This window comes from Microbacterium halophytorum, assembly GCF_002970975.1.
GTDB classification, from domain to species: Bacteria; Actinomycetota; Actinomycetes; order Actinomycetales; family Microbacteriaceae; genus Microbacterium; species Microbacterium halophytorum.
The window spans coordinates 20112-35268 of sequence record NZ_PNFA01000018.1; the positions used below are offsets into that span (position 1 = coordinate 20112).

Annotated in this window: 11 protein-coding genes; 5 read left to right on the forward strand and 6 right to left on the reverse strand. The window is 70.7% G+C overall.

What is annotated here, in order from left to right:
* The first annotated feature begins 23 nt into the window (after positions 1-23).
* A complete protein-coding gene (locus tag C0010_RS14560; RefSeq protein WP_105567819.1) occupies positions 24-1268 on the forward strand; it encodes an FAD-binding protein in 1245 nt (414 codons plus the stop codon).
* A gap of 112 nt (positions 1269-1380) precedes the next feature.
* Here C0010_RS14560 and C0010_RS14565 read toward each other — a convergent pair whose 3' ends face one another.
* Positions 1381-3579 carry an MMPL family transporter gene (locus tag C0010_RS14565; RefSeq protein ID WP_408631084.1) on the reverse strand — a complete coding sequence of 733 codons (2199 nt, stop codon included), beginning with the start codon at positions 3577-3579 and terminating at the stop codon, positions 1381-1383.
* A 339-nt stretch (positions 3580-3918) separates the two neighbouring features.
* Between C0010_RS14565 and C0010_RS14570 the strand changes: the two genes are divergently transcribed.
* Positions 3919-4113 carry a hypothetical protein gene (locus C0010_RS14570; protein ID WP_105567820.1) on the forward strand — a complete coding sequence of 65 codons (195 nt, stop codon included), beginning with the start codon at positions 3919-3921 and terminating at the stop codon, positions 4111-4113.
* Positions 4114-4222: 109 nt separating this feature from the next.
* Positions 4223-4381: a hypothetical protein gene (locus C0010_RS15085; protein WP_158685535.1), complete on the forward strand. Its 159-nt coding sequence runs from the start codon at positions 4223-4225 to the stop codon at positions 4379-4381.
* A 220-nt stretch (positions 4382-4601) separates the two neighbouring features.
* On the opposite strand, the gene C0010_RS14580 is transcribed toward C0010_RS15085, so the two are convergent.
* The 5 genes from C0010_RS14580 to C0010_RS14600 all read right to left on the reverse strand — a co-directional run bounded on the left by C0010_RS14580 (position 4602) and on the right by C0010_RS14600 (position 11195).
* Complete coding sequence (locus C0010_RS14580) at positions 4602-5606, reverse strand: SDR family NAD(P)-dependent oxidoreductase (RefSeq protein WP_105567822.1); 1005 nt, start codon at positions 5604-5606, stop codon at positions 4602-4604.
* 25 nt (positions 5607-5631) lie between these two features.
* The gene (locus C0010_RS14585) at positions 5632-6627 is read right to left on the reverse strand and encodes an SMP-30/gluconolactonase/LRE family protein (protein ID WP_232531981.1); all 996 of its coding nucleotides are present in this window, start codon (positions 6625-6627) and stop codon (positions 5632-5634) included.
* Positions 6624-8462 carry a flavin-containing monooxygenase gene (locus C0010_RS14590; protein WP_232531982.1) on the reverse strand — a complete coding sequence of 613 codons (1839 nt, stop codon included), beginning with the start codon at positions 8460-8462 and terminating at the stop codon, positions 6624-6626. Before C0010_RS14590 ends, C0010_RS14585 begins: the two co-directional genes overlap by 4 nt.
* Positions 8463-8618: 156 nt before the next feature.
* A complete protein-coding gene (locus tag C0010_RS14595) occupies positions 8619-10067 on the reverse strand; it encodes a glycoside hydrolase family 43 protein (protein WP_105567824.1) in 1449 nt (482 codons plus the stop codon).
* Positions 10068-10163: 96 nt separating this feature from the next.
* Positions 10164-11195 (reverse strand): LacI family DNA-binding transcriptional regulator, encoded by a 1032-nt coding sequence (locus C0010_RS14600; RefSeq protein ID WP_105567825.1) that lies wholly within the window; start codon positions 11193-11195, stop codon positions 10164-10166.
* A 169-nt stretch (positions 11196-11364) separates the two neighbouring features.
* Between C0010_RS14600 and C0010_RS14605 the strand changes: the two genes are divergently transcribed.
* Both C0010_RS14605 and C0010_RS14610 read left to right on the forward strand, forming a co-directional pair.
* Positions 11365-13704 (forward strand): alpha-L-rhamnosidase, encoded by a 2340-nt coding sequence (locus tag C0010_RS14605; protein WP_232531983.1) that lies wholly within the window; start codon positions 11365-11367, stop codon positions 13702-13704.
* Positions 13705-13731: 27 nt separating this feature from the next.
* Positions 13732-14958 (forward strand): glycoside hydrolase family 1 protein, encoded by a 1227-nt coding sequence (locus C0010_RS14610; RefSeq protein WP_105567827.1) that lies wholly within the window; start codon positions 13732-13734, stop codon positions 14956-14958.
* Positions 14959-15157: the final 199 nt, after the last annotated feature.

Below are 15157 nucleotides of genomic sequence, written 5' to 3' on the forward strand. Positions count from 1 at the left end.
CGATGAGGAGAAGGAACCCGACGATGGAACGCAACTGGGCAGGGAACGTGACGTACCGGGCGGCGCGCATCGCGCATCCGGAGTCTCTCGACGAGCTGCGCGGAGCCATGGCGACCGGGCCGATCCGGATGCTCGGTTCGCGGCACAGCTTCAACGAGATCGGTGACACCGGTGGCACCCTGATCGCGCTCGATCGGATGCCGCGCACGATCGAGATCAGCGCGGCCCGCGACGCCGTGAAGGTCGCCGGCGGCCTGCGGTACGGCGACATCGCGCCCGCGCTCGAGGCGCAGGGGCTGCAGCTCGAGAACCTCGCGTCGCTGCCGCACATCTCAGTGGCGGGCGCCGTGGCGACGGGAACCCACGGCTCGGGCGACCGCGTCGGCACGCTCGCCGCCGCCGTGCGCGCCGTGACGATCATGACGCCGGCCGGCGACATCCGGAGCCTCACCCGGGGAGGCGAGGGCTTCGACGGCGCGGTCGTGAACCTCGGTGCGCTCGGCGCCGTCGTCGACCTGACGCTCGACGTCGGGCCCGCGGCCCCCTACGCGCAGCGCGTGTACGAGGAGCCGAGCTGGGACGCGATCCTCGCCGACCTCGATGCCGTGACGAGCGCGGGCACGAGCGTGAGCATCTTCACGCGGTGGGGCCGCACCGACGCCGCCGACCAGGTGTGGGTGAAGCAGCGCGGCGCCGGCGACGCGAACCTCGACGCCGCGATGCGCCGCCTGGGTGCGACGCCGGCGGCCGAGAAGCGGCACCCGATCATCGGCGTCGGCGCCGAGGCCTGCACCGATCAGTTCGGGGCGCCCGGGCCCTGGTACGAGCGGCTGCCGCACTTCCGGCTCGACTTCACGCCGTCGGCCGGTGCCGAGATCCAGAGCGAGTACCTCGTGCCGCGCGCCGACGCCGTCGCGGCGATCGAGGCGGTGCGCTCGCTGGCAGGGGTGGTGTCGCCGCACCTCCTCGTCAACGAGATCCGCACGATGCGGGCCGACGAGCTGTGGCTCAGCCCGGCGTACGGCGCGGACGCCGTCGGCCTGCATTTCACGTGGAAGGCCGACGCCGATGCCGTGCTCGGCGTGCTGCCGGTGCTCGAGGCGGCGCTGCCCCCGAGCGCGCGCCCGCACTGGGGCAAGGTGTCGGTGCTGCCGGCGGCGGACGTGCGCGCCCGCTTCCCCCGGTGGGCCGACTTCTCGGCGCTCGCCGCGGAGTTCGACCCCGAGCGCCGCCTCGTCAACGAGCACCTGGCGGCGCTCGGGCTCTGAGGCGTGCCGGGGCCGGCGGGTCTCGGCTCGCCGACCCCGCCGCGGTGACAACGGACGCGCCGAATCCGCCGATCGTGGCGCGGAATCTGCGACTGCGGCGGGGTGAGTGGCGTTATCGCGCTCGCCGCGACAGCTTCGACGGCCACCAGACCCTGTCGCCGATGTCGTGCACGAGGGCGGGCACGAGCAGCGAGCGCACGACGAAGGTGTCGAGCAGTACGCCGAAGGCGACGATGAAGGCGATCTGCGCGAGGAACAGGATGGGGATGACGCCGAGGGCGGCGAACGTCGCGGCCAGCACGAGGCCGGCCGACGTGATGACGCCGCCCGTGACGACGAGACCTCGCAGCACGGCGTCGCGCGTGCCGTGTTCGAGGGACTCCTCGCGCACGCGCGTCATGAGGAAGATGTTGTAGTCGACCCCCAGCGCAACCAGGAACACGAAGCCGTACAGCGGCACGGCGGGGTCTGCGCCCGGGAACTCGAAGACATGGTTGAAGACGAGTGCCGAGACGCCGAGCGCCGTGCCGAACGAGAGCACGGTCGTGACGAGCAGGAGCAGCGGGGCGACGATCGAGCGCAGCAGCACCATCAGGATGAGCGCGATCACCACCAGCACGACGGGGATGATCAGGGTGCGGTCGTGGATCGACGCATCGTTCGTGTCGACGGCGGTCGCCGTCACCCCACCGACCAGGGCGCCCGGCACGGCGTCGGCGTAGTCGCTCCGGAGGTCGCGAACGGTCTGCTCGGCCGCCGCGGAGTCCGCTGCGTCCACGAGCGTGCCCTGCAGGAGCACCGAGCCGTCGACGACGGCGGGCTCGGGGACCGGGGCGCCCGGGATGGGCGAGCCGACGCCTTCGGCGGTGACCGGGGCACCCACCGGCGAATCCGTGACCGTGACGGTCACGGCGTCGACGCCGGGGCTGTCGAGCAGCACGTCGGCGGCGGCCTGCAGCTCGCCTTCCGGCGCGACCACGTCGACGGGGCTGCCGGATCCACCGGGGAAGTGCTCGCCGAGCGCCGCCTGGCCGTCGCGCGCGGGCGACTCGCCCAGCACGAGATCGGACTGCGGCACCCCGGATGCCTGCAGCTGTCCGACCCCGAGCGTGCCGACGGCAAGAAGGAGCGCCGTCGCGATCCAGATCGTCCGCGGGCGGGCGCGCACCATCATCGCCACACGCGACCATGCGCCCTTGGCGGGAATCGCGGGCTCGGCCGCGACGGCATCCGGTTCGAACTTCGGCCGGCGCGGCCAGAACGCCGCGCGCCCGAACGCGAACAGCAGTGCGGGCAGCAGGGTGAGCGCGGCGAGCATCGCGAACACGATGCCGATCGCCGCGACCGGGCCGAGCGTGCTGTTCGACTTCAGGTCGCTCAACAGCAGGCACAGAAGGCCTGCGATCACGGTGCCGCCCGAGGCGACGATCGGCTCGAACGCGCCCCGCAGCGCGCGCATGATGGCGACCGAGCGGTCGTTCGTCGCGCGCAGCTCCTCGCGGAAGCGCGCGACGAGCAGCAGTGAGTAGTCGGTGGCGGCGCCGATCACGAGGATGAACAAGATGCCCTGCGTCTGGCCGCTGAGCAGCAATACGTCCCATTTCGCGAGCCACCAGATCAGCAGCAGGGCGGCGCAGAGGGCGAACAGGCTCGTCGCGAGCACAGCGATCGGCAGCAGCAGCGAGCGGTAGACGACGATCAGGATGATGAGCACCGCGAGCAGGGCGACGCCGAGCAGGAGGCCGTCGATACCCGCGAAGCCCGCGACGAGGTCTGCGGTGAACCCGGCAGGGCCCGTGACGTACACGGTCACGCCATCCGGCGCGTCGGCCTCGAGCTCCGCTGTGAGGTCCGCGACCGCATCGCCGACATCGGCCTCGGATGAGATGGGCACGAATGTCTGTGCGGCGAGGCCGTCTTCGGAGGGAATCGCGGGGGAGACGTCCTCTGTCACCGCGTCGAGGTCGGCGAGCCCGGCAGTCGCGTCGCCGATCGCGTCGAGCTGGTCGCTCGTGAGCTCCTCGTCGCCGACGAAGACCGCGATGGCGGGGATCGCCTCGGAATCGGTGAACTCCGGGAGCATCTCCTGCACGCGCGTCGCATCCGCGGATTCCGGCAGGTACGCCGTCTGATCGTTCGAGGAGACCTCGTCGACCTTGCCGAAGTACGGCCCGCCGATGCCGGCGGCCGTGAGCCACACGAGGATGAGCGCGGCCGGCACGATCACGCGCAGCACGCGGGCGAGTGCGCTCGGGCGCTGGCGTCGGTGCGATCGGCGACGGGTCGTCGGGCGTTCGGCCGGTGCAGTCACGGCTCCTCCTCGGGTCGGATTCCGGCGCGCGCCGAACGTATCGACTGTACGCCGTCGGCGGCGGGTTCGTGGTCGCCGACGGCGGGAGAACCCGCGGGCCGCTCGAACGGCGCGCTGTGGAGCCGCGCCGGGTCTGCGCTGTGCCCTGGCCGCGCCGTGCCGGGAACGAGCTCGGGTCGGCGCCGCCGACGGCGTCGGATGGCGGGCGGCGGCGACGCGGCCCCGAGTACTCCTCCCGCAGTACGTGGGTCAGTCCCCAGGGATGACGCGGCGGGAGCGGGATTCCGAGAACCTCTTATCAGGCGTCAGAGCGACGCCTGAGGAGCGGAAGGAATCCCCATGGACGAGCAGCTGAACGACTCCGATCTGGCACTGTCGGTGACCGCCGTCGCGCTGACCCCGCTGCGCTGGGCGGCGTGCGCCGTCTGGTTCGTCGGTTTCGGCATCGTGGCGGTCGTCGCCCGCGGCGTCGGCGCGATCAGCGACCTCGTTCCGGGGGTGCCCGCCGCAGTGATCACTGGCCCGAGCGCCTGAGATGAAGGGAAGACATCATGTCGAAGAAGAAGACGTTCACCATCTTTTCCGCGGGGCTTGCGGCCGTGACCGCCGCCGGCATCATCGCGAAGCGGCTGAGGAGCCGGTCGTGAGCCGCGCCGACGTCGTGCGGCCGCGGAAGCAGGCCCGTGACGCCCGCTCCGTTCTGGCCGCATCCGACCTCGTCCTGCTGTCGCGGTTCACCCCGCGGCGCGCGATGGAGCCGCGGGTCCATCGCTCCACCTGGGTACCCCTCCCCGCCGCGTGACGCGGCGCATGCAACGGGGCCGATGCAGACAAGCATCGGCCCCGTTCTGTGCGCCGTCGCATTCTGTCGGGGCTGGACGCGCGTGATCGGCACCTTCGGTGCTGCATCGGACCGACCCGTGCCCGGTCATCGAGATCGCCCAGCGAGCATGCGGAGTCCGGGGCGCGCCGGTGAGTGGGGAGCTCACCGGCGCGCCCCGGCGGGAACGGGCGCGGTGCCGCTACTGAACCGACCAGCCGCCGTCGGAGGCGAGCACGACGCCGTTGATGTTCACGGCGTCGTCGGAGAGCAGGAACGTGATCGACGCGGCGAGCTCCTCGGCCGTCGCGACTGTGGGGATCGCCTGCTGGAACGGGCGGAGGCGAGCCGACCCGGCCTCCGACATGTTCGGCGGGAACGGGATGCCGGTGGCGACGCCGCCGGGGGCGACGGCGTTGACCCGAATGCCGTCCTTGGCGTACATGAAGGCGGCCGAGCGGGTCATGCCGATGACGGCATGCTTCGACGCGGTGTAGGCGTTGCCCGCGGCGTTTCCGCGCAGGCCCGCCTCGCTCGAGACGTTGACGATCGCTCCGCGGCTGGCGTCGAGCATCCGGCCTGCGGCCGCGCGGGAGAGCTTGAACGTTCCCGTGACGTTGACGTTCATCACGCGCTCCCAGACCTGGTCGCTCGTCTCGTGCAGCGGCGAGAAGTCGTCGTTGATGCCGGCGACGTTCGCGAGCGCGTCGATCTTCTCGCCAGCGGCCGCGATGATCCGGTCGATCGCCTCGTCGCTCGTGATGTCGCCCGCGACGGCGGTGACGTCGGCGCCCGCGAGGGCCTCGACCGCCTCGTTCAGACGCTCCTCGCTCAGGTCGACCGCGATGACGCGGCCGCCTTCGCGCGCGACGCGCGAGGCGGTAGCGCGGCCGATGCCGCTGGCCGCGCCCGTGACGATCACGGTCTTCCCTGCGAAGCGGCCGGGCGTGACCTGCTCGCGCCAGGCGCCGGATTCCGCCTCGTCAGGTATGACGCCGCCGTTGGCCTGCTTCACGAGGTCGTCGACGACGCTCTGCGGCATCTTGCCCTGGCTCAGCGCGACGAGCTGCTGCAGCGGCAGGCCGCGCACGGGCTCGAGCTTGTCGGCGCCGATGCCGGCGGCACCCAGGATTCCTTCGATGAGCGGGCGGCCGGTCTCGTCGGTGAGCCAATCGCCGATCGTGGACTGTGCGGTGAGTGCGGTCATGGTGTTCTTCCTCCGTTGTGGGTGTTCAGCCGCCGTTGGACTGGCGGGTGCCCTCGGCGAGGGCGTCGAATGTGTAGATGAAGCCGCCGTCGGCGCCGCTGACCGTGATGTAGCCATCGGTCGTTCCCGGCTCGATCGCGATGTTGGTCGCCGACGACAGCTCGTGCTCGTCATCCGGCACGTCAATCGTCGTCAGGCGGGCGCCGTCGGCGGCGAATACTTCGATCGCCGTGCGGCCGTGGAACGCTTGGTAGACGTTCCCGTCGGCGTCGACCGCCGTCGAATCGACGCGGGTCGTGCCTCCGTCGACGTGGAACGCCGTGTGGAGCTCGGCCAGGCTCTTGCCGTCTTCGCTCAGCGCGAGGTAGTCGACGCGATTGGCGTTGTACTGCGCCACCCAGAGGCCGGCCATGTCCTCGTCGAAGCTGATCCCGTTCGGCGACGGCAGTTGGTCGGCGATGACGCTCGCCGAGCCCTCGGCATCGACACGGACGACGCGCCCGATGTCGCCATCTGTTCCGCCCATCCCGCTCGTGTCGCTGACGTACATCGCACCATCACCGCCGAAGGCGAGATCGTCCGGCTGCATGCGGCGCCCATCCACGTCACCTTCGAACACTGTCCTCGGGTCGTCGCCCTCGGTCGTGATCGATTGAATGCTGCCGCCCACGATGTCGGTCAGGTACAGCCGGCCGTCGTCGCCGAACTGCGCCGAGGTGAATGCGCTCGCGTCGTCCGAGTACACGGGCTCCGACGACCCGTCGGTCGTATCGATTCGGAGCACCTTCGCGTCGCCGGGAGGCGCCATCACGTCGACGACAAAGAGCTCGCTCTCCTCCGAGAACGTCGGCCCCTCGAGCAGGGTGCCACCGGTCGCGTCGTGCGGCTCCGTGACCTGGCTCAGCTCCACGGCGACCTCCGTTGATGGGGCGCCTGCGGCGTCCTCCTCGGCCGAGGCGCACGCTGCGAGGGCGAGCGGAACGGCGGCGAGCACCGCGCCTGCGGCCAGTGCCCGCCTCACGCCGTCGCCTCCGCGTACGCGCCCTGCGCGAGCGCGTATGCCTGCTCGTCGGTGACGAGCACCTCGTGCATCCGGGTCTCGCGCCATTCGCGCAGCAGTCGGTGGAAGGCCACGGGGCCGGGGGAGTACGTCATGCCCGTGATGGCGGCCGTGCCCTCGCCGTTGTAGTAGCCGGGCGTGCACTCGGCCTGGAACGCCGCCGTGTCGTGCGCCGTCGCGAAGACCTCGCGCACCCAGGCCTCCTCGGCCTCGGCGGTCGGTTCGACCCACGCTGCGCCCGAGCGCTCGGCGGCCGCGATCATCGCCGTGATGTGCGATGCCTGCTCCTGCAGGACGTGCACGAAGTTGACCGAGTTGGCGTTCTGCAGGGCGCCGAGCTGCAGCAGGTTCGGGAACCCGTGGGTCGAGAAGCCGTGCAGCGTGCGCGGGCCCCGCCCCCACGCCTCCAGCAGCTGCCTGCCGCCGCGGCCCGCGACGGGCAGGGTGCCGGAGACGACGCCGGAGACGCCCGCATCGAAGCCCGTCGCGAAGATGACGCAATCGAGCTCGTGCTCCTCGTCGCCGACGACGACGGCGTTCTCGGTCATCCGGGTGATGCCGTGGTGGTCGGCCGTGTCGACCAGGGTGACGTTCGGGCGGTTGAACGCCTGCAGGTACGTGTCGCTGAAGCCCGGACGCTTGCACATGTAGCGGTACCAGGGCTTGAGCGCTTCGGCGGTCGGAACGTCCTCGACGATCTCGTCGACGCGGGCCCGGATCCGGTTCATCGTGACGGCATCGTCGAGCTCGGTGTCGGTGCTGTCGCCGAACGACCCGGAGAGGATCTCGCGCTGCAGGCTCGGGGTCTTCGTCCAGCCGTCGGTCACGAGGCTCTCCTCGACCGGATCGCCGGCGAGCACTTCGAGGAAGTTGTCCATCCGCTCGCGCTGCCAGCCGGGCTTCTGCTCCGCGGCCCAGTTCGGGTCGGTCGGGCGGTTGTCGCGCACGTCGACGGTCGAGGGCGTGCGCTGGAAGACCACGAGCTCCTTCGCGTACTCGGCGACGAGCGGCACGACCTGCAGGCCCGTCGCCCCCGTCCCGACGACGCCGACGCGCTTGTCTCGCAGCTTCTCGAGGCCGCCCGTCTGGTCGCCGCCGGTGTAGCCGTAGTCCCAGCGGCTGGTGTGGAACGTGTGCCCGCGGAACGCGTCGATGCCCTCGATGCCCGGCAGCTTCGGCTGGGTGAGGGTGCCGGATGAGGTGACGACGAAGCGCGCGCGGAACTCATCACCGCGATCGGTCGTGACGGTCCACTCAGCGCCTTCGTCGCTCCAGGTCAGCGACGTCGCCCGCGTCTGGAACAGCGTGTCGCGGTACAGGTCGTAGTGCTTCGCGATTCGCACGGCGTGCTGTCGGATCTCCTCGCCCGTCGCGTACCGCTCAGTCGGCATGAAGCCGGTCTCCTCGAGCAGTGGCATGTACACGTACGACTCGATGTCGCACCGCACGCCGGGGTAGCGGTTCCAGTACCAGGTGCCGCCGACGTCGCCGGCCTCGTCCATCATCCGGATGCCGTCGATCCCGGCCTCGCGGAGGAACGCGCCGGTCTGCAGGCCGCCGAAACCGGCGCCGATGATCAGCACGTTCACGCGGTCGCCGACGGGCTCGCGCTCGGTGCGGTCGGTGTACGGGTCCTTCGCGTAGTAGCCGAACTCCCCGGCGGTGCGGGCGTATTGGCGCGCGCCGTCGGGCCGGATGCGGCGGTCGCGCTCGTGGCGATAGACGTCGCGGAGGGCGTCGAGGTCGATGGTGTGCTCGTCGGTCATGATGTTCCCTTCGTCGATGAGAACAGCCAACCGGACATCATTGTCCACCGCGTCGTCCCGTGGGGTGAACGCGTGTACTGCGGTTGCAGTAGATCTGTACGGTGCTGCGCGCCAGTGCGCGCGGTCACTGGATCGGGGTGGTACACCTGCGCCGCGTTCGGCCGTCCACGTGCATCGAGCGCTGGTTCAGCGCACCGTGAATTCGCCGCGGGAGAACCGTGCCGGTCCGCCGAGCGCCTCGAGCCCGAGCATCCGGCCCGTGAAGCCGCCGGCGAGCTCGGTCGAGAGGTACCGCCCATCGACGTCCGCGAGGGAGGTGAACTCGCCGTTGGCGATGAAGCCGAGGGACACGATGTCCGGGCCCCGGTTGCCGCGCTGCGTACGCGGGATCAGGCGGGCCCGGATGGCGAGGTTCGCGGTCACGGGCCGGTCCGCCTCGCCGAGGACCTGGTCGAACGGATGCGACACGATCCGTGCGCGGATCCGATCGCCGACCGCTTCGATCGCGTACCAGTGCGTCGCGTCGATCCGCACCGAGAGCGCGCCGTCGCCGTCGGCCAGCATCGCGGCCGCGTCCCACTCGTGCGCCGTGACGCGGGTGCAGAGCACGCGGGTCTGCTCCGCTGCGTCCGCTGTGCGCCCGGACGACAGCGTGAGCCCGCTTGCCGCGGAAGCAAAAGCCGCGGCTCTCACCGACGGCGAGACCCACCGCGCATCCATCCGGTCGAAGTCGTCGGCGAAGCCGGTCGGCGCGGACGCCTCGGGGAACCGCTCCTCGACGACGACGGGCCAGTCGTCCTCCCAGTCGAGGCCGGCGAGGAAGGTCTCGCGCCCGAGCACGTGAGAACGCGGGAAGGACCCCTGCTGGCGGATGCCGAGGAACACCATCGCCCACGAGCCATCGGCCAGCTCGACGACGTCGGCGTGACCGGTCGCCTGCACCGGATGGCCGGTGCCGCGGTGCGTCAGCACGGGGTTGTGCGGATGCGTCTCGAACGGGCCGCGCGGGTGGCGCGCTCGTGCGACCGAGACGCCGTGGCCCGTGTGCGTGCCGCCCTGCGCGGTGAAGAGGTACCACCGCTCGCCCCTGCGCACGAGGTGCGGGCCCTCGGTCTCGGCGCCGTCGTCATCCGGCCACACCAGCCGCGCGTCGCCGAGGCGCTCGCCCGTGAGCGGGTCGATATCGACCTGGCTGATGCCGCCCGGGCGCATCGACCGCCAGGTGAGGATGCACGTGCCCGTGTCGTCCCATGCCAGGTCGGGGTCGATGCCCATCGTCCCCGGCACGAACACTGGATCCGACCAGGGGCCCTCCGGTCGTTCGGCATGGGTGATGAGGATCCCGTCCCTGAACCGCCCGAGGCTCGTCGTCGTCGCCCAGAACAGGCCGCCGTGGTGCCGCAGCGACGGGCCGTAGAGCCCGGCGCTCGCCCCTGCCGCACCTTCCTGGGCGGCGATGACGGCCGCATCCGGCACTGCGTGGCCCACGAGATCCCACGTCTTCAGGTCGCGCGAGCGGTGAATCGGAAGCCCCGGCACGTACTCGAAGGAAGAGTTCAGGAGGAAGTAGTCTCCGCCGACGCGGCAGATCGACGGGTCAGGGTGGAAGCCTGCGAGGATCGGCTGAGTGCTCATGGGGATCGAGCCTATGGCAATCGGTAGCCAAACGCTACGGATGGATGATGCTCTGAGGCGCAGTGACCACGGTGGGACGCCTGCCGAAGAACGCCCCTACTGCGAGGAAGTGGCCTCACCGGTCGACTCGCGGACGACCAGTTCGGTCGTGAGTTCCGCCGCCGGTGGCGCCTGTTCCTCGTCGAGCATCGAGACGAGCAAGCGCACCGCCTCGGCGCCCGCCTGATCGAGGGGGCTGCGCACCGTCGTGATCGACGGGTTCGCGAAGTCGGCGCCGAAGATGTCGTCGAAGCCCACGACGCTGATGTCTCCCGGTACGTCGATCCCCGCCTCGCGGCACGCCCGCGACAGTCCGATCGCCATGAGGTCGTTGTACGCGAGGATCGCGGTGGCGCCGGATGCCCGCACGCGGCGGAGCGCGGCCGCGCCGCCCTCCCTCGTCGGGGATTCGGAGGGGATCTCGGCGAACGTCATACCGGCGGCGACGGCGTGGTCCAGCAAGCGCTCGCCCCGGACGCGTGCCATCCACGACTGTGGGGGGCCCGCGAGGTAGGCCACCGAGGTGTGGCCGAGCTCTCGCAGGTGCTCGATCGCCTGCGCGGCGCCGGCTTCGATCTCCGGCACGATGGCGGGCAGATCGTCGACCCTGCGGTTGACGAGCACGACCTGCGTGGAGCCGGCGATCGTCGTGATCTCCTCGTCGCTGAGGCGCGCGGCGGCGAGCAGGACGCCGTCGACGGCGGGCAGCAGGCGGTCGAGCGTGCCCGATTCGGCCTCCGCCGACTCCTGCGACTCCGCGAACACGAGCGTGTAGCCCAGCTCGTTGCACGCTTTCTCCGCGCCGCGCACGAGGCTGAAGAACACCGGGTTCGTGAGGTCAGAGACGACGAGGCCGAGCATGCGGGTCCGCCCCGTGTGCAGGGCCCGCGCCATCGGGTTGCTGCGGTAGCCGAGGTCGGCCGCGGCGTCGCGGATGCGCTTCTCGGTCTTCGCGTTCACACGGCCCGGCTTGTTGAGCGCGCGCGACACGGTCGACGGGCTCAGCCCGAGCGTGCGGGCGATGTCGTAGATCGTCGCGGACGGCTTCCGATTGCCGTTGGTGGTTTCCCTCTCGACTGGGTCAGTCATGGCGTCTCCTCCGTACGATTATGGAAACACTATCCGATCTGGCAACAAATGCGCCGGCCGGGCGTTGGGGCATTGCGTGGAGGGTCAGTCAGGCAGTCGATTGCCAAATGCGTTGGCGTTGCCTAGAGTGCAGGGGAGCACCGTCAGTGCGCTGCGAAGGAGCATCCCCATGCGCGATCACGCCGAGGCCCACCTCGCCTCCGCCCAGTGGATCTCAGCCGGGCCGGATGGGAGCGGCGCCGCCCGCCCCGCGCGGGTGTTCGCGCGGCGATTCGTCGTGCCCGACGCCGTCGAATCGGCGACGCTGGTCGCCACGGCGCTCGGCCTGTACACGGCGGAGCTCAACGGTGAGCGCGTCGGCACCGCCGAGCTCCTGCCCGGCAGTACGTCGTACGACGTCACGGTGCACGCGCAGCGGTTCGACGTGGCGCCCCTGCTCGTGCCCGGCGAGAACGTGATCGAGCTGACGCTCTCCGACGGCTGGTTCCTCGGCGAGGTGGGCGCGTTCCGCCACCCGGCCCAGTGGGGTGAGCGCACCGCCGTCCGCGCCGAGTTGCGCGTGTGCGGTGCCGACGGTGCGGAGGCCGTCATCGCCACCGACGGGTCGTGGGAGTGCACCGCGTCGCCCATCGTCGACGCCGGGCTCATGCGCGGGCAGGTGACCGACTTCCGGGTCGAACCGGGGGAGGGTGTTCCTGTCGCGCTCGGCGTCGTCGAGGCCCCGCGCCCTTCCTGGTCGACGGCGCCTCCTGTCCGCGTCGTCGAGACCCGTGCGGCGACCTCGGCGCAGGAGATCCGCCCGGGGGTCTGGGTGCTCGACTTCGGGCAGAACGCGTCGGGCTGGCTCCAGATGGCGGACCTCGGCCCGCGGGGAACGCGCACCATCATCGATCACGGCGAGTTCGTCGGCGCCGACGGCGACCTCGATACGTCGCATCTCGATTCGGTCCGCCCCGGCGGCAGCCGCACGACGTTCTCGCAGCGCGACGAGGTCGTCGCGGGCGGCGGCGGTGAGGTCTTCGAACCCCGCCACACCGTGCACGGCTTCCAGTACGCCCGCATCGTGCGGGAGGGCGCGCCGTTCGACCCCGCGAGCGTGCGGATGCAGGTGGTGCACACCGACCTGGAGCGCGCGGGGTCGTTCGCGTCGAGCGATGAGAGCCTGAACCGCCTCCACGAGATCGCGGACTGGAGCTTCCGCGGCAACGCCGTCGATGTGCCGACCGATTGCCCTACGCGCGAGCGGATGGGGTGGACGGGCGATTATCAGGTGTTCGCACCGACGGCGACGCGCCTGTACGACGTGCTCGGCTTCTCGCGCAAGTGGTTGCAGTCCGTGCGCGACGACCAGTTGCCGGACGGGCGCATCGCCAACTTCTCGCCGGACGGCCGCCGGATCAAGGAGCACCTCGACGATCAGCTCGCGATGATGACCGGCTCCGCGGGCTGGGGCGATGCGATCGTCGCCGTCCCGTGGGAGATGCACCTCGCCTACGGCGACACGGAGGTGCTCGCCGAGAACTGGGACGCGATGGTCCGCTGGGTCTCCTGGCAGAGGACCGCGGCCGCCGGGCGTCGCCATGCGGCGCGCGCTGCGGCGCACCCGGAACCCCAACCGTTCGAGCAATACCTCTGGGACGGGACCTTCCATTGGGGCGAGTGGCTCGAGCCGCGGAAGAAGGACGCGGACGGTCGGGACATCAACCCCGTGCAGGACGACCCGACTGCCTGGTTCATGGCGGACAAGGGCGAGGTCGGCACGGCGTACTTCTTCCGCTCCGTCCGAACGCTCGCGGACATCGCCCGGGTGCTGGGGAAGGACGCATCGGCGTACGACGACCTGGCGCCGCGCATCCGAGACGCGTGGCGCTCGGCATACCTGGGCGACGACGGGCGCACCTGCGCCGACACCCAGGCGTCGTACGTGCGCGCGCTCGCGTTCGGCCTGATCCCGGATGAGCTGGTGCCCCGCGCCGTCGATCGGCTCGTCGAATGCGTGCGCGAGGCAAGCACCCACCTCACGACGGGCTTCCTGTCGACCGCGCACCTGCTGCCCGTCCTGGCCGACCACGGCCGCGCCGACGTCGCATACGAACTGCTGATGCAGCGCACGGCGCCGTCGTGGCTCACGATGGTCGATCGCGGGGCGACCACCATCTGGGAGGAGTGGGAGGGCATCGACGCCGACGGGCGCGCGCACGAATCCCTCAACCACTACAGCAAGGGCGCCGTCATTCGGTTCCTGCACACGCACGCGCTGGGGCTCCGCCAGGAGCCGGGCGGCGCCGGCTGGCGCGACGTCCTGATCGCTCCCGTCCCCGGCGGCGGCCTCACCTGGGCTCGCGGGCACCACGACGGCCCCCAGGGGCGGATCACGGTCTCCTGGCGCATCGACGCGGGGCGTTTCGCGCTCGACGTCGGGCTGCCGGAGGGCACCGCCGCCCGCATTGTGCTCCCCTCGGGCGAACACCACCGCGCGGGTCCCGGTCAGCACAGCTTCTCCGACTGAACAGCATCCCGAACGAAGGACGACACGATGACGACATTCCCCGACGGCTTCCTCTGGGGCGCCTCGACGGCGGGCCACCAGGTCGAGGGCAACAACATCAACAGTGACTGGTGGGCCCGCGAGGGCAAGATGCCCGGCATGGAGCCCTCCGGCGACGCGTGCGACAGTTACCACCGCTACGGCGAAGACATCGACCTACTCGCCGACGCGGGCCTCACGTCGTACCGCTTCAGCCTCGAGTGGTCGCGCATCGAACCGAAGAAGGGGCAGTTCTCGAACGCCGAACTCGCGCACTACCGCCGGATGATCGAGAAGTGCTTCGCCCGCGGCGTCACACCCGTCGTCACGCTGCAGCATTTCACGACCCCGCAGTGGTTCGCGGAGCAGGGCGGCTGGACCTCGCCCGATGCGCTCGATCTGTTCGTGCGCTACGCCGATCGGGCGACGGCCATCCTCGACGGTGTCGAGTGGGTCGTCACGATGAACGAGCCGAACATGCAGGCGGCGATCATGACCGCGATGCGCCGGATGCAGGAGCAGCAGTCCGAGAAGTGGCAGAGTCCGACGGTGGACGGCGACGGCGACGGCGACGGCGAAGAGAAGAAATCGCACTCGAAGTTCCTCGAGTACGCCGACCCCGAGATCGGGCGCATGTTCGTGCGGATCCACCACGCGGCCCGCGCCGTGCTGCGCGAGAAGACCGACGCGAAGGTCGGCTGGACCGTCGCGGCGGGTGCACTCACGGCGCTCCCGGGTGGCGAGGAGAAGCTGCGCGAAATCCGGTACGGCAAGGAGGACGTGTACTGGGAGGGCGCCAGGGGCGACGACTTCGTCGGCGTGCAGGCGTACTCGAGCCAGCAGGTCGACGCCGACGGGCTGGTGCCGCACCCGCCGCACCCCGACAACACCCTCGTCGGCACGGCGTACCGGCCCGATTCGCTTGCCATGGCGGTCAGGCATGCGTGGGAGGTCTCGGGCGGCACCCCGATCCTGGTGACGGAGAACGGCATCGCGACCCGTGACGACGCGCAGCGCATTCGCTACATGGAGGCGGCGCTCGCCGGCCTGGGCGAGGCCATGGGTGAGGGCATCGACGTGCTCGGCTACCTGCACTGGTCGCTGCTCGACAACTACGAGTGGGGGCACTGGGAGCCGACCTTCGGCCTGATCGCGGTCGACCGCGAGACCTTCGCCCGCACGCCGAAGCCCAGCCTCGGCTGGCTCGGCGGCGTTGCCCGCACGGGCCGGATCTGAGCGGCGGGAACGAGCTGTCGGCAACCGATTGAGTAGCCGAGGTGCGTTTCGAACCGTGGGATGCATCGGCGTTGCGAATTCGTTGCCAATCAGTTCTGGCAATCGGTTGTCATCTCAAACAGATCCTGGTTTACTTCTAACTGCGGCGAGCAACCCGGCTCATCGGACCATCCGTCAGCCGCATTCATTCGAAGGAGAG